The following is a 19,598-nucleotide window of genomic DNA, read 5'->3' as shown; positions in this document are numbered from 1 at the left end:
AAGCAGAGCTATGTGATTGATGATAGAATGCCGACATTACCCTGTCGGCATTTTTTATGCATTTTAATACCAATCTAAATAAGCACTTTCCAAGCGATAAACGATAAGGTGGATGCTTATCTAGATTGGTATCAACCCCAAAGTGAGAGATTAGTGAATTACCAAATTGTTACCGATAACGCTCTGCTAGAACAAGTTTGTCAAAAAGCGCGAGAAGTGGATGTGGTTATGCTAGACACTGAGTTTGTCCGTACGCGAACCTTCTATCCACAGTTAGGATTGATTCAGTTGTTTGACGGCGAGCAGCTATCCCTCATTGATCCAACTGAACTAGATGAAATGACGCCATTTGTTGAACTGCTGCAAGATACTTCTGTACTGAAAGTGCTTCATGCCTGTGGTGAGGATCTCGAAGTTTTTCAAAACAGTTTCGGCTGCTTGCCATATCCTATGGTTGACACACAACTCATGGCTGCATTTTTGGGGCACGGTCTGTCGACAGGTTTTGCTTCGTTAGTTGAACACTATTTGCAGGTTGAACTGGATAAAAGTGAGTCGCGAACAGATTGGTTAGCTCGCCCGTTAACCGACAAGCAGCTAGATTATGCCGCAGCAGATGTGTTCTATCTGTTGCCACTGTATGAAAAGTTATTGAATGCAGTAACAGAAGCTGGCTGGTGGGAAGCCGCTCAACAAGAGAGCGACCTTTTGGCCGCTAAGCGCATTAAAAATACCGATCCTGAGATGGCTTATCTCGATGTTAAGGGGGCTTGGCAGCTAAAGCCACGTGAGTTAGCAATACTGAAACCACTGGCGACATGGCGTTATAAAGAAGCCGTCCGTCGTGACTTAGCATTGAATTTTATCTTCAAAGAGAATGACTTGCTGAACGTAGCGAGATTGGGCTTACAAAACCGCCAGCAAATGGAACAAGAGGGGATGGACTCACGTTCAGTCCAGCGCCATGCTACGCGCATCATCTCTATTGTAAAATCGGCTCGCGGCATCTCTCCGGAAGAGTACCCAGAGAAAATCGAGCGTCTTATGGATATGCCAGGCTACAAGCAGAAATTCAAAGTTCTGAAAGATGAAGTGAAGCATGCCTCTCAGGCTTCTGGCTTAGCGACCGAATTTATTGCATCAAAGAAGCAGCTCAATCAAGTCATTAGTTGGGTGTGGAAGAAGGACAGAGATCCCGCAAAACTTCCCGATGTGATGCAGGGATGGCGTTTGCAGTTAGTTGGGGAAAAACTCAACAAGCTGCTGTAGCTTCCGTTAGTTAATGCAGAAATAAAAAGGGCTTCCAAATGGAAGCCCTTTTTACAACTGTTCGAATTAGCCTGCAAGTACGTCGGTTGCGACTTTATAGCTAGGGTCTTCTTTGACATTGATTTCCACTAGGCTACCTGCTTTGTCGAGTAGTTTACGGCAATCTGGGCTCAAGTGGCGAAGATGTAAAGTTTTGCCCTGTGCAGCGTAACGTTCGGCTAGGGTTTCAATCGCTTCGATCGCTGAGTGGTCGGTGACACGCGAGTCGGCAAAGTCAACAATAACGTCTACAGGGTCTTTGTGAGCATCAAAGATCTCAAGGAAGTTTGCAACAGAACCAAAGAACACAGGACCGTGAATCTTGTACTCTTTTGAACCCTCTTCGTTGATACATGTGTCAGCGTAGATGTGTTTTGCATGTTGCCAAGCAAACATCAGTGCAGATGCGATAACACCAACGAAAACAGCGACGGCCAAATCAGTCAGAACGGTTACAACCGTCACCAGGACGATAACAAAGAAGTCTTGTTTTGGCACTCGGCGAGCAAGTTTGAAGGTTGCCCATTCAAATGTACCGATAACCACCATGAACATCACGCCCACTAGTGCAGCCAGAGGAATCATTTCAATGAGAGATGAAGCAAACAAAATGAACATCAACAGAGCAACGGCAGCAATAATACCTGAAAGTCGACCACGACCACCTGAGTTTACGTTGATCATTGACTGACCAATCATCGCACAACCACCCATAGCACCAAAGACTGAACAGGTCATGTTAGCCATACCTTGACCGATACACTCACGGTTAGATTGACCACGCGTGTTTGTCATTTCGTCGAGAACAGTAAGCGTCAGTAGAGATTCAATCAAGCCAATCGCGGCCAAGATAATGGCGTACGGAAGGATGATTTGCAGCGTTTCAAATGTGAATGGAACAGCTGGAATTGAGAAAGTCGGTAGCGAGCCCGCAAGTGTCGCGGCTTCATCACCTGACATCGTGCGTAGGAAATCGACAACGGTGCGTGTTTCAAGATCTAAACCAACAACCAATGCCGTGACGGTGACAATTGCCACAAGTGACGAAGGAACGGCAGTAGTAAACTTAGGTAAGAAATGAATAATCGCCATGGTGAGAGCAACCAGACCTAGCATCAGCATCATTTGGTCAGACGGTAGCCATGTCAACGCACCCGTTAGATCCGGCGCTTTAAATTGGCCAAGCTGCGCAAGGAAGATAACAATAGCTAAACCGTTCACGAAACCAATCATTACAGGGTGCGGAACAATACGGATGAACTTACCAAGCTTAAATAGACCAGCAGTAACTTGGAGGATACCTGCGAGTAAGATAGCGGCAAACAAGTACTGAACACCGTGAGTTGCAACCAATGAAACCATAACAACGGCCATTGCACCTGTTGCACCAGAGATCATACCTGGGCGACCACCAAAGATTGAGGTGATTAAACCAACGATGAAGGCAGCGTATAAGCCGACCATAGGGTCAACGCCTGCGACGAATGCAAATGCAACCGCTTCAGGAACCAGTGCTAACGCAACCGTTAGACCAGAGAGCACATCGTTTTTGACGGAGTGCTTAGAAAATTGTGGAAATTCAAACATGCTTACTCAGTTTTGCTAAGTGTGTAGAAGGAGTCTGAATTAAGCTTTAGTGAGCACCAAGTAAAATGCAATGTAAAAGAGCAGAGTGTTTAAAGCTATTGCTCAGCGTAAACGCCGCTAGTTTGATATAGCGATATGAGCAGAATTCAGTTCGAGTCGGCGAATGCTACCGAAAAGTGTGATTAAGTTCAAGAATGAACCCTATATTGACTAATATTTGTGATTAATAACAGATACGTAGTCGTGATGATTTTTACACATAAAAAAACAGCTCCTAGATAGGAGCTGTTTCATTTGAGTACTTGTTCGAGTACTTAACTAGTAGCTTTGCGGCTTAGCCATCGCTGCACCCGCTTGGTTGCGGGCAACTTGGCTTCCCGCACCTTTCGACTGGTAACGTTCAGTGCGTAGAGGCGCTGCGTTAACAGTGATCTCTTTTAGCTCTGATGTTCCTGGTGCTTTGGCCATTGGCGCAGAAGCGTGTCCTTTGAATGCTGGAACGACGATTTCAGTCTCTTCCTTGGCAGCCTGATGCTCTTCAACCTCTGCTTCTTGCTCTTTAACTGGAGCTTCAGCTTGTTCAGAGTTCACAGTTGCCACTGCTTCAGCAATCACTTCGACGGTTTCTTCAACCTGTTCTGGAGCAATATTCACCGCTTGGTTCTCAACAGGCGTTTCAACGACAGGTACTTCAACGGCTGGCGCCTCAACTCTTGGTTGTTCTACGATTGGCGCAACTTCTACTTCAACTACAGGTTGTTCACGACGCAGAATCACTTTACCCATCGCCATTTCAGGGCAAGCAAAACCGCCAAGTGCTACTTGAGTGTCTGCCGTAGCGTGCTGTTTCTTCGGTTTGCGTGTCGGCTTAGTGATGCCATAGCTTGGCATTACTTTACCCATTGCCATTTCTGGAGACGCAACCCCACCTTTACGTAGACGGAATGGGTTAGGGCGACGATCGCGACCGCGACGACGACGTTGACCGCTTGCACGTAGGTGACGCGGAGAACGACGGTTGCGACGTTGTTTCGGCTGTTGCTCTTCTTCTGTAGCAACTGCTTCTACCGCTTGCTCGACAGTTTCGGCCACTGATTCCGCCTGCGCCTGTTTCACGTCTTCGACCGCTTCGGCTTGCGCTTTTTGCTGGTCTTTAACGCGAACTTGCTTATTCAGCTTACGACGTTGACGACGCTCTTTAACTTTAGCCGTTTTTTCTTCTGCACGGTTTGGCTTTTCAGCTTGCTGTGCTTCAGATGCGAGTTTTAGACCTTCTTCAGCAACTTTGGTGTTTGTCTTCACTTCGTCACGCTTGTTACGGCGATCCTGCTTAGGCTTACGGTTCTGCTGCTTGCGGTCGTTAGTCTGTTTGTTATCGCTTGTCGCTTCATCACGTGATTGAGGCTTACGCTTGTTATCACGTTTATCTTCGCGATTATCTTTACGGTTTTCGTTACGGTTGTCGCGAGAATTACGGCGACGGTTATCGTTACGATTTCGACGGTTGCGATTGTTGCGTTGGCCGTCCTTCTTATCCGATTTCGCCTGCTTTTCTTCAACCTTTTCCTCTACAGCACCCGAGCCAAATAGGAAACTACCTAGAGCTTTAAAGAAACGGCTGACTAGACCAGGTTTCGATTCTTCAGCAACAGCAGGTTTGCTTTCTTTTGCTTTAGGCGTTGGTTTAGGCGGTGTTGGCGCAGACTGAGCCGGAGATGCGAAGCCTTTAAGAACCGGTTCTTCCAGTTTCTTTGGTTTCGCGTCTACTTCTGACACTTCACGACCTTCCGCTTCTTTCATTGCTTCCAGTTTCTTAGGAAGTAGGTAAGACAGCAGATCGAACTCTTCACCTTCACGAACACGGATTACGTCGAAGTGAGGCGTTTCCATCTCTGAGTTTGGAACAACCGTGATCTTAACTTCTTGTGTACGTTCGATGTGGTTCACTGAACGACGCTTTTCATTGAGAAGGTAAGAAGCGATTGGAACAGGCACTACAGCCAAAACTTGCGCAGTATTGTCTTTCAATGCCTCTTCTTCGATTAAACGAAGAACAGAAAGCGCTAATGATTCGTTATCACGAACCACACCAGTACCTGTACAGCGAGGACAGATATGGTGGCTTGCTTCCGCAAGAGAAGGGCTTAGGCGTTGGCGCGACATTTCAAGCAAGCCAAAGCGAGAAATACGGCCAATTTGTACGCGTGCACGATCCATACGAACAGCGTCACGCAGACGGTTCTCAACTTCACGTTGGTGGCGAACTGGCGTCATATCGATAAAGTCGATAACAACTAGACCACCTAAGTCACGAAGACGTAGCTGACGAGCAATTTCATCGGCTGCTTCAAGGTTTGTGTTTAAAGCCGTTTCTTCGATATCACCACCTTTCGTCGCGCGAGCGGAGTTGATATCAATAGAAGTCAGCGCTTCTGTTGGGTCGATAACGATTGAACCACCAGAAGGCAGGCGAACCTCGCGCTGGAACGCTGATTCTATTTGGCTTTCAATCTGATAGTGGCTAAACAGCGGCACTTCACCGTCGTATTTCTTCACGCGGTTGACGAAATCAGGACGAACTAGGCGAATATGATCTAATGCGCGTTCGTAAATTGTGTTGCTGTCGATAAGGATCTCGCCGATATCACGACGTAGGTAGTCTCGAATAGCACGAACAATGACGTTACTTTCTTGGTGAATCAAGAAAGGCGCCGCGTTTGAATCAGAGGCTTGCTTGATGGCACCCCAATGGTTAAGGAGTACATTCAAATCCCACTCTAGCTCTTCCGCGCTCTTGCCTACGCCCGCAGTACGTACGATTAGACCCATGCCTTGAGGCAGTTCTAGAGTACTTAATGCAGCTTTCAGCTGTGTGCGCTCATCACCTTCGATACGACGAGAAATACCGCCAGCTCGAGGGTTGTTAGGCATAAGAACAAGGTAGCTACCCGCAAGAGAGATAAACGTTGTAAGCGCAGCGCCTTTGCTGCCACGTTCTTCTTTTTCGACTTGTACGATCACTTCTTGGCCTTCGGTTAGCACTTCTTTAATGCTAGGACGGCCTTGATATGTGTATCCTTCAGGGAAGTATTCGCGGGCAATTTCTTTAAGAGGGAGGAAACCGTGTCTTTCTGCACCGTAGTCAACGAAGGCAGCTTCTAGACTTGGTTCGATGCGGGTGATACGTCCTTTGTAGATATTCGCTTTTTTTGATTCATGACCTGGACTTTCGATATCTAGATCGAAAAGTCGCTGGCCATCAACCAAAGCGACACGCAACTCTTCTTTTTGAGTTGCGTTGATTAACATTCTTTTCATTGATAAATCTCGTTGTCATTTTTTTGTTTTTCTTGTTGCCTTTTTTCTCTTTCACGGTGCCTGATCCCATGGCTTATTACGTTGCAGCCTCCCGGCTGGAGGGATGCTCTGGGGCACTTCAGCCTCACAAGCTATTTGATCGCTTGTGAGCCGCATAGTTGGCGGTAAATACTCAACGTGAATGAGTTATGAGTAGGGCAACAAGATTTGCTAGTTTCGAAAATGTCTTACGCCGTGTGCGGCATTTTGGTAAATTAGCGAGCTACTCATTTAACTTGCTTTAAAATGATTGGGTTTGATTAAAATGCAACCGAATCCTTTATTGCAGGTGTGAACTATAGCAGTACCCAATAAACTCAGCAATCTGCTTTATAATAAAACGCTAAAAAAGCTGTTTTTATTTTTCATAAGTATCTGTTTTGGAAGCGCTAACAGCCAGTTTTTTGAAAATTGCAATTAAATTGGTGGAATTTTATCCGGAGTAGAATTTGAACCCATTCTTATCGAGTGAAATTCCAGTTTGTTGCGAAGAAAATGTGAAATCACGCAACTTTGAGTGATAGAATAACCGCATGAGCGAAATAAGAACAAAAGTCCAGTTTGTCGATATTGACGACGACATGGCAGGTCAGCGTATTGATAATTTCTTACGCAACCAATTGAAAAGTATCCCTAAAAGCATGGTTTATCGAATCTTGCGTAAGGGAGAAGTGCGTGTAAACAAAAAACGCGTCAAAGCAGAATATAAGCTTCAAGCTGGGGATTTAGTCCGCATTCCACCAGTAACGATGGAAGAAAAAACCGACGAAATTGCCCCGAGTACTAAGCTAAACAAGGTTGCAGAACTGGAGCATATGATTATTTATGAAGACGATCATATGCTCATATTGAATAAACCATCGGGAACAGCGGTACATGGCGGCAGCGGGCTTAAGTTTGGTGCCATTGAAGCTCTGCGCGCGTTGCGCCCTCAAGCGCGTTTTCTTGAATTAGTGCATCGTATTGACCGTGATACTTCAGGTATTTTGTTGGTGGCTAAAAAGCGTTCTGCTCTGCGCCATTTGCAAGCGCAGTTCAGAGAGAAAACTGTGAAGAAGTTTTACTTTGCTTTGGTCATGGGGCAATGGAAGAGCAGCTGTAAGGTTGTTAACGCGCCTCTGTTAAAAAATGAAGTAAACAGCATTGTCCGCGTTAACCCAAATGGCAAAGCGTCGGAAACTCGATTTAAAATCATCGAGAAGTTTGCAGACGCAACGCTTGTTCAAGCGAGTCCAATTACGGGCCGCACACACCAAATCCGAGTGCATACTCAATACACGGGTCATCCGATTGCTTGGGATGATCGCTATGGTGACAGACGTTTCGATGCCTACACGGGTAAGGTGGGGTTGGATCGTTTGTTCCTACACGCGGCCAATATCAAGTTCCAACATCCGTCCAACGATGAATGGATGGAAATCAACGCACCTATGGAAACAAAGCTTGAACGAGTGTTGGCAGGACTGCGAAAACTTTAGATAAAGTAATTAGCTCGATTCATCAAGGGCTGACGCAAGGCGTCAGCCCTTTTCTTTCCCCTAGAGTATGCTTATCCCTTGCTTCTCTAGCATATCGATCAGGTCTATTAGAGGCAAACCGACTAAGGTGTTGGGATCTTTGCCCTCAAGTCTTTCAAAAAGCGCAATACCCAAGCCCTCACTTTTAAAGCTGCCAGCGCAGTTAAAAGGTTCTTCTTTATCAACATAGCTTTCTATTTGGTGTTGAGAGAGGGAACGAAAATGGACGGTAAACGTATCGACCAGAGCCTGCGTTTCACCCGAAACACTGTTATAAACGGCAAGCCCAGTAAAAAACTGTATAGACTTCCCGCTTTGTTGAGTTAATTGCTCGATAGCCTTTTCACGAGTATGAGGCTTACCGATAATTTTTCCATCGATAACGCAGACTTGATCGCTGCCAATAACCAAGCTTGCTTGTGGTGTTTGACAGGAGTTCGCTTTGCCGATGGCTAAGCGTTTGACGAGCTCAAAAGGTGTTTCGTTATCTAACGGCGTTTCATCGAAATCAGGGCTAGCTGTAACAAATGGAACTGCAAGTTTATTGAGCAGTTGGGCGCGATACGGCGAGGTAGAGGCTAAAACTAGTTGGTAATTTGGCATTTTAATTTACAATCTAACAGCGGGTTAGTGTGAGCTTAATCGATATTATGGTTGTGATACTAGCTCTCTCGCTGGAAAGGAAAAAAAGTCCACTTTTTTGCCCTTTTTCTTTGACTATAAACGATTTGGAAGATAGAATTCGCGCCCTATGCAAAAGGTAAAAATACCGCGTACGATTGATCCAATGCGCGCTGCCCAGAAGCGACTAGATGTTGAAGGTATTATTCAAATTAGTCTCTTTAAGCGCTTAGTGGAGTCGGTCGAAGGCGTTAAACGCGACGCCGAAGTGTCACTGTCATTTGACTTAGATGAGCAGCGACTCGTTGTTATCTCTGGTAAAGCTAACATCGTAGTCGACTTAGAGTGTCAGCGCTGTAATGAGGTTTTCGCACATGAGTGCGATGTCCAATTCACCTATACACCGTATCGCGGTGAAAGGACTGAAGAGGAAGCACCGGAAGAGTACGATTTGGTAGATCTGAACGAGTACGGTGAATTAGACCTAATACAGTTAGTTGAAGACGAGTTCATTCTAAACTTGCCTCAAATTGCAATGCACGACGAAGCGGACTGTAGCGTTGATTCAGATAATATGGTGTTTGGCGAAATTCCAGAAGAAATTGTGGAAGAGAAAAAACCGAATCCATTTGACGTTTTAAAAAGCTTAAAGAAGTAATTCTTTAATACTTACATAGGAGTAGGGTCAATGGCCGTACAAAAGAGCAAGAAATCACGTTCAATGCGTGGTATGCGTCGTTCACACGATGCCCTAACTACAGCTGCACTTTCTGTAGACGCAACTTCAGGTGAAACTCACCTACGCCACAACGTAACTGCTGAAGGTTACTACCGTGGTAAAAAGGTTATCAACAAGTAAGGTTGAACCTTTGCCTAATATAACCGTTGCACTTGATGCAATGGGCGGGGATTTCGGTCCTCGCGTTACAGTGCCTGCCGCCGTGCAGGCACTGTCGCATTTCCCAGAGCTAAAAGTGATCCTACTAGGTGATCAAACTTCGATCACAACTCAATTATCTTCTCTTGGTTATCAGCCAGACTCTCGCTTGAGCATTCAACACTGTGACCGAGTGATCTCCAACTCAGAAAAACCGTCTCTCGCGCTAAGAAATAGCAACGGCACTTCCATGGGCATGGCAATTGATGCGGTCGCTCAAGGCGATGCGGATGCCTGTGTTAGCGGAGGAAACACTGGTGCTTTGATGGCGTTATCACGCTTTCGCTTAAAGCTATTGCCTGGAATCGAGCGACCAGCCTTGATTTCGGCTTTGCCAACCGCTTCTGGTAGCAAAACCTGGATGTTAGATCTAGGGGCAAACGTTTCTAGTGATGCCGATTCGCTCTTCCAATTTGCGGTAATGGGTAGTGCGTTGGCGGAACAATACCTACAACGACCACCCCGTGTAGCGATCCTTAACATTGGTGCTGAAGAAATAAAAGGCAACGATCTTGTCAAGCGCTGTGCTGAGATGCTCTCTGCTACGCAGTCGGTCAATTTTGTAGGCTACATTGAAGGTAATCAATTGTTGCATGACGCCGCAGATGTCGTTGTGTGTGACGGCTTTGTGGGGAATGTATGTTTAAAAGCTTGCGAAGGTACAGCCCAGCTTTTTATAGATAAGTTGAAATCGAGCATGATGTCCTCATCTATAAAGGGTTGGATTGCAAGAAAATTATTTTCCAGCTTATTTAATGAGCTAAAAACACTGAACCCCGACCAGTATAACGGTGCAAGTTTGCTAGGATTGCGCGGCATTGTCATAAAAAGCCATGGAAGCGCTGACGTTAACGCCGTCATCAATGCAATTGGTGAGGCGTTGCACGAGGTCAAACGACAAGTACCCAGCCGTATTAGCGATCGTTTGGAAGCGGTTTTACTCGAGAGGCATTATTAGGTCTTCATGTATAGCAAAATTTTAGGTACTGGCAGCTACCTGCCATCTCAGGTGCGTTCAAACGCAGACTTAGAGAAAATGGTAGATACCACTGATGAGTGGATTGTCACTCGCACAGGTATTAGCGAACGTCGTATCGCGGCAGAAAACGAAACTGTTGCAGACATGGGTTACCAAGCGGCGAAGAATGCTATCGAGATGGCAGGTATCGACAAAGACGACATCGATATGATTCTTGTAGCAACCACAAGTGGTTCACATGCTTTTCCATCAGCAGCATGTCAGGTACAAGCGCTGCTTGGTATTAAGCATTGTCCCGCCTTTGATATGGCTGCGGCATGTTCTGGATTTATCTACGCGCTTTCTGTTGCTGACCAATACATCAAAACCGGTCATTGTAAAAACATCTTGGTAATTGGTGCTGACGCATTATCTAAGACATGTGATCCTAACGACCGCTCTACGATCATCCTTTTTGGTGATGCTGCCGGTGCGGTAGTGGTGGGCGCAAGTGAAGAGCCGGGTATTCTGTCTACGACGATCAACGCTGATGGCCGTTTCGGTGAACTACTTAGCCTTAAGTTTGCAGACCGTCATGAGAAAGTGCCTAGCGAATCAGAACACAGCGAAGACATTAACAGCTGGCTGCATATGGCTGGTAACGAAGTATTCAAAGTGGCTGTGACTCAGCTTTCGCGTTTGGTAAAAGAAACGCTAAAAGAAAATGGCATGGATAAATCTGAACTAGATTGGTTAGTGCCTCATCAAGCCAACCTACGTATTATTTCAGCGACAGCCAAGAAACTTGCGATGTCAATGGATCAAGTCGTTGTGACATTAGACCGTCACGGCAACACATCAGCGGCTACCGTTCCTACTGCGCTCGATGAAGCGGTGCGCGATGGTCGTATCCAGCGCGGTCAAACTCTACTGCTAGAAGCATTTGGCGGTGGTTTTACTTGGGGCTCGGCGCTCGTTAAGTTCTAATTAGAATTCAAAATTAAGATGCCTTTGAGGGCATCTTTTCTTTCTTCTTTGATTTAAAGAATCCAGTTTAAGGAAAATAAAATGAGTAAGTTTGCTATCGTTTTTCCAGGTCAAGGTTCACAAACTGTGGGTATGCTTGCTGAACTTGGTGAACAACATGACGTGGTAAAACAGACTTTTGCTGAAGCGTCAGAAGCACTGGGCTACGATCTATGGGCTCTTGTTCAAAATGGCCCTGCAGAAGATTTAAATCAAACTCACCGCACTCAGCCTGCTTTGCTCGCGTCTTCTGTTGCGATTTGGCGCGTATGGCAAGAGCAAGGTCTTGAGCAACCAGCAAACCTTGCAGGCCACAGCCTTGGTGAATACTCAGCATTGGTATGTGCTGGTGTTATCGACTTTAAAGAAGCGATCAAATTGGTTCAGCTTCGTGGTCAGTTGATGCAAGAAGCGGTACCTGCGGGTACTGGCGCGATGTATGCAATTATCGGCCTTGATGACGAATCAATCGCTAAAGCGTGTGAAGAAGCGGCGCAAGGTGAGGTTGTTTCTCCAGTAAACTTCAACTCTCCAGGTCAGGTTGTTATCGCTGGTAGCAAAGATGCAGTAGAGCGCGCTGGTGCGTTGTGTAAAGAAGCGGGCGCTAAGCGTGCACTTCCTCTTCCTGTATCTGTGCCTTCTCACTGTGCGCTAATGAAGCCAGCAGCTGACAAACTAGCGGTAGCACTAGAAGAGCTAGAATTTAGTGCTCCTCAGCTTCCCGTCATCAACAATGTCGACGTTGCTGCTGAAACAGATCCTGCAAAAATTAAAGATGCGCTTGTACGTCAGCTATACAGCCCAGTTCGTTGGACTGAGAGCGTACAGCTAATGAGCGAGCAAGGCGTAGAGAAACTACTGGAGCTTGGCCCTGGTAAAGTTCTAACTGGCCTAACAAAACGAATTGTTAAGACACTAAGTGGCGCTGCAGTTAACGATGCTGCATCTCTAGACGCTGCTAAGTAATTTAAGCACAAAGGAATAACGAACATGATGAACCTAGAAGGCAAAGTTGCTCTAGTTACTGGTGCAAGCCGTGGTATTGGTCGTGCAATCGCTGAACTGCTTGTTGAGCGTGGTGCAACAGTAATTGGCACAGCAACGTCTGAAGGCGGCGCGGCGGCAATCAGCGAGTACCTAGGCGAGAACGGCAAAGGCCTGGCGCTTAACGTAACTAACGTAGAGTCTATCGAAGCAACACTTAAGACGATCAACGATGAGTTTGGTGCCATTGACATCCTAGTCAACAACGCAGGTATCACCCGTGACAACCTACTTATGCGTATGAAAGACTCTGAGTGGGATGACATCATCGATACTAACCTGACGCCAATCTTCCGTATGTCTAAAGCGGTTCTGCGTGGCATGATGAAGAAGCGTGCTGGCCGTATCATCAACGTAGGTTCTGTTGTTGGTACTATGGGTAACGCAGGCCAGGCTAACTATGCAGCTGCGAAAGCGGGTGTTATTGGTTTCACTAAATCTATGGCACGTGAAGTGGCTTCTCGCGGCGTGACTGTGAACACGGTTGCTCCAGGTTTTATCGAAACAGATATGACCAAAGCGCTGAATGACGATCAACGTGCGGCGACATTATCTGCTGTACCGGCAGGTCGTTTAGGTGACCCGCGTGAAATTGCGTCTGCGGTTGTATTCTTGGCTTCACCAGAAGCAGCTTACATCACGGGCGAAACTTTGCATGTAAATGGCGGCATGTACATGGTTTAATTGATACATTACGCAGAGAAAGTGAACTTTTTAGCGAAAGAGTACTCAAAATTCTGCATAATTTGTCAATTAACCTAAAATGTCATCATTCAAGTTAGGGAATGTCACTAAAATAGCCTATATTTGGTGACAACTGGCATGAACATGCGCAACATTTGTGCATGATTTAAGTCAAAAATGTATTGAATTTCGGTTAAATTCGCTAAAATTGTGGTTTGACCAGCAAGGTCCCCCTTGCAACTTTCAGTAGTTCGAATAAACTACGGAATCATCGCATTGAGCGAAATCTGTAAAGGAAAAGAAAAAATGAGCAACATCGAAGAACGCGTAAAGAAAATCATTGTTGAACAGCTAGGTGTAGACGAAGCTGAAGTTAAAAACGAAGCTTCATTCGTTGACGACCTAGGTGCTGATTCTCTAGACACTGTTGAACTAGTAATGGCTCTAGAAGAAGAATTCGATACTGAGATTCCAGACGAAGAAGCTGAGAAAATCACTACTGTTCAAGCTGCAATCGACTACGTAAACAGCGCTCAGTAATATCTCCCCCAGGCGGCCTTCTGGCCGCCTGTGTTCTTTTTAACCCTTCTATCCTTCCATAGAATCATTTCATTTCCGGAGAATAATATCGTGTCCAAGCGTCGTGTTGTTGTCACTGGCATGGGTATGTTGTCACCGGTAGGCAACACCGTAGAATCATCTTGGAAAGCCCTGCTTGCTGGTCAAAGTGGTATCGTAAATATCGAGCATTTTGACGCCGAAAACTTCTCTACTCGTTTTGCGGGTCTGGTAAAAGACTTTGACTGTACCGAGTACATGTCTAAGAAAGATGCACGTAAAATGGATTTATTTATCCAATACGGTATCGCAGCGGGTATTCAAGCTCTAGATGACTCTGGTTTACAAATTAACGAAGAAAATGCACCTCGCGTAGGTGTCGCTATCGGCTCTGGCATTGGTGGTCTTGACTTGATTGAAACTGGTCACACAGCACTAGTTGAAAAAGGCCCACGTAAAGTTAGCCCATTCTTCGTTCCATCAACCATCGTTAACATGGTTGCAGGTAACTTATCTATTATGCGTGGTCTTCGCGGTCCTAATATCGCGATCTCGACGGCGTGTACTACGGGTCTTCACAACATCGGTCATGCAGCGCGTATGATTGCCTACGGCGACGCTGATGCAATGGTTGCAGGCGGTGCTGAGAAAGCATCGACTCCGCTTGGTATGGCAGGTTTTGGCGCAGCTAAAGCGTTGTCGACTCGTAACGATGAGCCACAAAAAGCGTCTCGTCCTTGGGATAAAGACCGTGACGGTTTTGTTCTAGGTGACGGTGCGGGCATGATGGTTCTAGAAGAGTACGAACATGCGAAAGCACGTGGCGCGAAAATCTACGCTGAGCTGGTTGGCTTCGGTATGTCGGGCGATGCTTACCACATGACTTCTCCATCTGAAGATGGTTCAGGTGGCGCTCTAGCGATGGAAGCAGCAATGCGTGACGCGGGTATCGTGGGCACTCAGGTTGGCTATGTAAACGCACATGGCACGTCTACACCAGCTGGGGATGTTGCAGAAATCAAAGGTGTGAAGCGTGCTCTGGGTGAAGAAGGTGCTAAACAAGTTAAGGTTTCTTCGACTAAGTCTATGACGGGTCACCTACTTGGTGCGGCGGGTTCAGTAGAAGCTATCATTACGGTGATGTCTCTTGTTGACCAAATTGTCCCTCCGACGATCAACCTTGATAATCCAGAAGAAGGTCTTGATATCGACCTTGTACCACACACGGCAAAAGAAGTATCAATGGATTACGCAATCTGTAACTCATTTGGTTTCGGTGGTACTAACGGTTCTCTAGTATTCAAAAAAATCTAAAGAACGGTTTCAACTCTGTTAAATAAAACGGCTTAGTGCTTTGGCATTAAGCCGTTTTGTTATTTAATAATCGTTTAAATTTTCACAGACGTAGGAATGACATGTATTTGCTCAATGGAGAGTTGCAGGATTGTGTCGCGCTGACAGATCGCTCGTTTCAATATGGTGACGGTTGTTTTACCACCATGCTGACCCGACATGGACAGGTACAGCATTGGCATAGGCATATTGCGAGAATGGATGCGTGTTTGAGGCTACTTGGCATCGAATCTCCTGATTGGAGGCAGATCGAATGTTGGCTCAAGCAAATGGCAAATACCGAAGAGAAAGCCGGTCTCAAACTGCATATCAGCCGAGGAGAAGGAGGGCGTGGATATAGCCCTACTCAAGTGACCTCATCAAATGTTACCATTAGCGCCTTTCCATTTCCGTCTCACTATGAACAATGGTGTCAAGATGGCGTTGTGTTAGGTATCTGCCGCAAGCGATTAGGGATTAACCCAATGTTGGCAGGGCACAAACATAACAACCGTCTTGAACAAATATTATTGAAAGCGGATGTAGAGCAACAAGGCTACGTCGATGGTATTGCGTTGGATTGCAATGACAAGGTTGTTGAAACCACTATGGCTAACTTGTTTTGGTTGAAGGGTGAGGTGTTATATACGCCTAGCCTTTCGAATGCGGGTGTCGATGGTGTTATGCGTCGCGTGGTGTTGGACGTAGTGTCTAAGCTCGGAGTCTCTGTTAAGGAGGCGGACTACATGATGGAAGATCTGTTGGCGGCTGATGAGGTTTTTGTCACTAACTCCATTTTGGGTGTGGCGCCTGTCTCTGCAATCGAAAAGCAGACGTTTTTAATTGGAAAACTTACAAGAACTATTCAGGAGAAGGCCCTGTCGTGATTAAAAAAATCACTATTTTTTTACTGTTGATCGCGCTTGCTGCGGCGGCAGGTTATGGCTATGTCACTAAACAAGTTGAGCAGTATATCGCTCAGCCTCTCAATATCGAACAAGAGCAAATATTTACTCTAAAGTCAGGAACCGGTTTCAACCGTGTGCTATCCCAGTTAACCGAAAAGGGAATCATAGCAAGGAATGATTTCTCCAAACTTGTTCGCCGTTTCCACCCTGAGCTGACTCAGTTAAAAGCGGGAACCTATTTACTTGAACCCAATACTACCTTAGCTCAGGCTCTTGAATTACTTAAGTCTGGCAAAGAACACCAATTTGCAATTACTTTTGTCGAAGGTTCAACGTTTAAGGAGTGGCGTCAAGCACTCGAAACAGCTGAGTATTTAGAGCATGAAATGTCGGGCTTAAGTGAAGCAGAGATCGCTCAAAAACTTGGCCTTGAACATGATAAGTTAGAAGGATTAATGCTTGCAGAAACGTATCACTATACGTTTGGCACCTCAGATCTCGATATCTTGAAGCGTGCTTCTTCTAAACTGCAGGCTATTCTTGATGAACAATGGCAACAAAGACAAGAAGACTTACCGTTGAAGACGCCTTATGAAGCGTTAATTCTAGCGTCTATCATTGAAAAAGAGACCGCAGTAGAAGAAGAGCGAGAGCGTGTCGCTTCAGTCTTTGTTAACCGTCTCAATAAGCGCATGCGTTTGCAGACTGATCCTACCGTTATTTACGGGATGGGAGATAAGTATGACGGCAATATTCGCAAAAAAGATCTTCGCACACCGACACCATACAATACGTACACTATTTTTGGCTTACCACCGACACCAATAGCGATGCCGGGAGAAGCCTCTATTGCAGCGGCACTCAATCCAGAGGCGAGCAACTATCTCTATTTTGTTGCCAGTGGTAAAGGTGGCCACGTGTTCTCGAAATCATTGGCAGAACACAACCGTGCTGTACGAGCCTATTTAAAACAATTAAGAAGTAACCAATGAGCCAAGCTAAATTTATCGTTATCGAAGGCCTAGAAGGCGCGGGTAAAAGCACTGCCATTAATGCAGTGATGGAGACTCTAAAGCAAGCGGGCGTTGAACGTATCAAGAACACTCGCGAACCTGGTGGAACCGTGTTAGCTGAGAAGTTGCGCACTCTCGTCAAGCAAGAGCACGACGGTGAGGTATTGCAAGATATGACTGAGCTGCTGCTTATGTATGCCGCTCGCGTTCAATTGGTCGAGAATGTTATCAAGCCTGCATTAGAGTCGGGTACTTGGGTTGTGGGCGACCGTCACGATATGTCCTCTCAGGCGTATCAAGGAGGAGGACGTCAGATTGCCAAAGAGACAATGGCGTCTTTAAAGCAGACGACGCTTGGTGGCTTTAAACCTGATTTGACCATTTATCTCGATCTTGACCCACGAGTTGGGCTTGAACGAGCGCGAGGACGTGGAGAACTGGATCGTATCGAGAAAATGGACATGAGTTTCTTTGATCGAACACGCGAACGATACCTTGAAATGGCAAATGCAGACGAGAGTGTCATGGTGGTCAATGCTGAGCAAACCATCGATCAGGTGGCAGCAGATATAAAAATGGCATTACGTTCTTGGATGGATACGCTGTAATGACGACGCTTTACCCTTGGCTATCTGAGCTTTGGCAAGAGTGGCAGGTGAGTTTGCAAAATGGTCGCTTTTCCAACGCAGCGATGTTGACCGCAAAACCAGGCTTGGGTGCTGAGCAGATTGTTGAACACTTTAGCCGTGCTGTGATGTGCAGCAATTATGACCATGAGGCATGCGGTTTTTGTCATAGCTGTCAGCTTATGCAGTCTGGTAGTCATCCTGACTATCACATTGTCCAACCTGAAAAAGAAGGCAAAGCCATTTCAGTCGATCAAATTCGCCAGTGTAATAGACAAGCACAAGAATCGTCTCAATTAGGCGGTCTTCGCTTATTTGTGATTGAGCCAGCAGATTCGATGAATGAATCTGCTGCTAATGCGTTGTTGAAAACTCTTGAAGAACCTTCCGGAAGCTGTATGTTCCTGCTGGTTACCCACCGTACTAATGGCTTGTTGCCCACTATCACGAGTCGCTGTCAGCAATGGCAAGTCACGCCTCCTAACTCTGAGATGGTGACTCAGTGGATCTCAGAGCAGACCAGCCGCTCTGCACCTGAGTACGCGGCGCACTTAAATAGCAATGCGCCACTAAACACACTACAGTTTGTAGAGCAGGATAAAGAGCAAGAGTACCTCAAAGTCGAGCAGAGCTTCATTCAGGTTGTTGAACTGTCGGGTGACAGCTTATCTTTGGCGAAAGCGTTGGCAAACAACCCTCATGAGACCTTGCTTTGGTTATGGTATTTACTCACTGATGCTCAAAAAGTCCATTTTTCTGTCAACATGCCGTTTTTTGTCCCTGGGGCAAAACGGCTGTCTGAGCTAGTTAGCTACGATGTTCTTTATCAGCAGACAAAGGCATTAAGTGCTCTCATCGACCAGTTGCGTCAGCATTCAGGGCTCAACAGTGAGTTGCTCATTTTGGATTGGTTATTTAGATTTAACGGGGAAACATGTTTGTAGACTCACACTGCCATTTAGATAAGCTTGATTATCAAGATCTCCATACCGGCATTGCTGATGTGGTCGCTAAAGCGAAAGCGGCAAACGTTACAGAGCTTCTTTCAGTAGGGGTAACGTTAGACTCTTTTCCAAAGATGTTGGAAATGATAGAACCTTTTGACAACGTTTATGCTTCTTGTGGTGTTCACCCACTCGACGTAGAAAGCGATTTTGCGTTGGACCGATTACATGACTATGCTGCTCACTCTCGTGTCGTTGCCATTGGCGAAACAGGTTTGGATTACCACTATCAGCCAGAAACGGCAGATTTACAAAAACTGCGATTTGAGCAGCAGGTTGAACTTGGGGTAAAACTGAACAAACCACTCATCATTCACACGCGCAACGCTAGGCAAGATACGCTCGATATATTGCGTAATGGTGGTGCCGAGAAGTGTGGTGGGGTCATTCACTGCTTCACTGAGGATCTTGCGTTCGCTGAAGCGGCAATGGACCTAGGTTTTCACATATCGATCTCTGGTATCGTCACCTTTCGACAGGCTACAGAGCTGAAAGAGGTCGTCAAGGCGCTGCCTTTAGAGCGACTTCTTATCGAAACCGATTCTCCGTACCTGGCTCCTGTCCCGCATCGAGGAAAACAGAACCAACCGGCGTATGTCGTTGAGGTCGCTTCCTACATTGCGCAGCTGAAAGGCGTTTCTCTTGGCGAAGTTGGAGAAAAAACCAGCGAAAACTTTAGAAATCTTTTTTTGAGATAGAAAATGAAAATTGATTAAAAAAGGAGCGAAAGCTCCTTTTTTTTGTAGGCTAGATCACGCGCAAGCGTTTGGCTGGCTTTGTTTACTAATTTTGTTGAACTTGAGAGCTTAAAATATCACTTTGTAAATTTGTTACATAAAATAACAATGCTGTCTATTTTATTTACTCGGTGAAATTAATCGTATTTACAAATTAGTTATTTAAAAACAGTCGCTTATCTTGGTTGTAAAGCATTTCAGTATGCGGTTTTTATTGTGATCTATCTATTAGTTTGAAACTTAATTTCGTAACCCGCTAGTAAGACTGTTAACCCTCAATATATATTTAGAGGCAGAAAATATAGTGACATATGTGGTTACATTTTTTCTGGGTGCTAACATTTAAGGCTACGGGGGTGTGCCGTTAGAGCCCAATAAATC

18 protein-coding genes are annotated in these 19,598 nt (G+C 45.8%); 15 read left to right on the top strand and 3 right to left on the bottom strand.

The window, feature by feature from the left end; all coding sequences use genetic code 11:
* The first annotated feature begins 153 nt into the window (after positions 1-153).
* Complete coding sequence (gene rnd, locus OH458_RS01685; RefSeq protein WP_269977072.1) at positions 154-1,269, top strand: ribonuclease D; 1,116 nt, start codon at positions 154-156, stop codon at positions 1,267-1,269.
* A 66-nt stretch (positions 1,270-1,335) separates the two neighbouring features.
* Here rnd and OH458_RS01680 read toward each other — a convergent pair whose 3' ends face one another.
* Positions 1,336-2,895 (bottom strand): SulP family inorganic anion transporter, encoded by a 1,560-nt coding sequence (locus tag OH458_RS01680; RefSeq protein ID WP_269977071.1) that lies wholly within the window; start codon positions 2,893-2,895, stop codon positions 1,336-1,338.
* A 318-nt stretch (positions 2,896-3,213) separates the two neighbouring features.
* Positions 3,214-6,213 carry a ribonuclease E gene (gene rne / locus OH458_RS01675; RefSeq protein ID WP_269977070.1) on the bottom strand — a complete coding sequence of 1,000 codons (3,000 nt, stop codon included), beginning with the start codon at positions 6,211-6,213 and terminating at the stop codon, positions 3,214-3,216.
* A gap of 572 nt (positions 6,214-6,785) precedes the next feature.
* Here rne and rluC point away from each other — a divergent pair.
* Positions 6,786-7,730 (top strand): 23S rRNA pseudouridine(955/2504/2580) synthase RluC, encoded by a 945-nt coding sequence (gene rluC / locus OH458_RS01670; RefSeq protein ID WP_038213606.1) that lies wholly within the window; start codon positions 6,786-6,788, stop codon positions 7,728-7,730.
* A gap of 60 nt (positions 7,731-7,790) precedes the next feature.
* Here the strand turns inward: rluC and OH458_RS01665 are convergent, their stop codons facing one another.
* Complete coding sequence (locus OH458_RS01665; protein WP_269977069.1) at positions 7,791-8,372, bottom strand: Maf family protein; 582 nt, start codon at positions 8,370-8,372, stop codon at positions 7,791-7,793.
* Between the two features lie 148 nt (positions 8,373-8,520).
* Between OH458_RS01665 and yceD the strand changes: the two genes are divergently transcribed.
* From yceD to OH458_RS01600, 13 genes are all read left to right on the top strand, one after another.
* Positions 8,521-9,048, top strand: coding sequence for a 23S rRNA accumulation protein YceD (gene yceD / locus OH458_RS01660; protein WP_038134092.1), 528 nt, complete (start codon positions 8,521-8,523; stop codon positions 9,046-9,048).
* A 30-nt stretch (positions 9,049-9,078) separates the two neighbouring features.
* Positions 9,079-9,249, top strand: a complete 171-nt coding sequence (gene rpmF, locus OH458_RS01655) for a 50S ribosomal protein L32 (RefSeq protein ID WP_004414666.1) — start codon at positions 9,079-9,081, stop codon at positions 9,247-9,249.
* Positions 9,250-9,259: 10 nt separating this feature from the next.
* Positions 9,260-10,285, top strand: coding sequence for a phosphate acyltransferase PlsX (gene plsX / locus OH458_RS01650; RefSeq protein WP_038191499.1), 1,026 nt, complete (start codon positions 9,260-9,262; stop codon positions 10,283-10,285).
* 6 nt (positions 10,286-10,291) lie between these two features.
* On the top strand, positions 10,292-11,272 hold the full coding sequence (locus OH458_RS01645; RefSeq protein ID WP_038134099.1) for a beta-ketoacyl-ACP synthase III: 981 nt from the start codon (positions 10,292-10,294) through the stop codon (positions 11,270-11,272).
* A gap of 81 nt (positions 11,273-11,353) precedes the next feature.
* Positions 11,354-12,277 (top strand): ACP S-malonyltransferase, encoded by a 924-nt coding sequence (gene fabD / locus OH458_RS01640; RefSeq protein WP_269977068.1) that lies wholly within the window; start codon positions 11,354-11,356, stop codon positions 12,275-12,277.
* Positions 12,278-12,304: 27 nt separating this feature from the next.
* Positions 12,305-13,039 (top strand): 3-oxoacyl-ACP reductase FabG, encoded by a 735-nt coding sequence (fabG, locus tag OH458_RS01635; protein ID WP_038134689.1) that lies wholly within the window; start codon positions 12,305-12,307, stop codon positions 13,037-13,039.
* A 306-nt stretch (positions 13,040-13,345) separates the two neighbouring features.
* The gene (gene acpP, locus OH458_RS01630; RefSeq protein ID WP_004406112.1) at positions 13,346-13,579 is read left to right on the top strand and encodes an acyl carrier protein; all 234 of its coding nucleotides are present in this window, start codon (positions 13,346-13,348) and stop codon (positions 13,577-13,579) included.
* 90 nt (positions 13,580-13,669) lie between these two features.
* The gene (gene fabF, locus OH458_RS01625) at positions 13,670-14,911 is read left to right on the top strand and encodes a beta-ketoacyl-ACP synthase II (protein ID WP_038134104.1); all 1,242 of its coding nucleotides are present in this window, start codon (positions 13,670-13,672) and stop codon (positions 14,909-14,911) included.
* 101 nt (positions 14,912-15,012) lie between these two features.
* Positions 15,013-15,816: an aminodeoxychorismate lyase gene (gene pabC, locus OH458_RS01620; protein ID WP_269977067.1), complete on the top strand. Its 804-nt coding sequence runs from the start codon at positions 15,013-15,015 to the stop codon at positions 15,814-15,816.
* Complete coding sequence (mltG, locus tag OH458_RS01615) at positions 15,813-16,829, top strand: endolytic transglycosylase MltG (RefSeq protein ID WP_269977066.1); 1,017 nt, start codon at positions 15,813-15,815, stop codon at positions 16,827-16,829. Before pabC ends, mltG begins: the two co-directional genes overlap by 4 nt.
* Positions 16,826-17,458 (top strand): dTMP kinase, encoded by a 633-nt coding sequence (tmk, locus tag OH458_RS01610; RefSeq protein WP_269977065.1) that lies wholly within the window; start codon positions 16,826-16,828, stop codon positions 17,456-17,458. Before mltG ends, tmk begins: the two co-directional genes overlap by 4 nt.
* Complete coding sequence (gene holB, locus OH458_RS01605; RefSeq protein ID WP_269977064.1) at positions 17,458-18,420, top strand: DNA polymerase III subunit delta'; 963 nt, start codon at positions 17,458-17,460, stop codon at positions 18,418-18,420. Before tmk ends, holB begins: the two co-directional genes overlap by 1 nt.
* On the top strand, positions 18,411-19,178 hold the full coding sequence (locus OH458_RS01600) for a TatD family hydrolase (RefSeq protein ID WP_269977063.1): 768 nt from the start codon (positions 18,411-18,413) through the stop codon (positions 19,176-19,178). Before holB ends, OH458_RS01600 begins: the two co-directional genes overlap by 10 nt.
* The last annotated feature ends 420 nt before the right edge of the window (positions 19,179-19,598 follow it).

This window comes from Vibrio sp. MarTm2 (genome assembly GCF_027587055.1).
Taxonomy (GTDB): domain Bacteria; phylum Pseudomonadota; class Gammaproteobacteria; order Enterobacterales; family Vibrionaceae; genus Vibrio; species Vibrio sinaloensis_D.
This window is presented reverse-complemented; position numbering and strand designations above follow the sequence as displayed.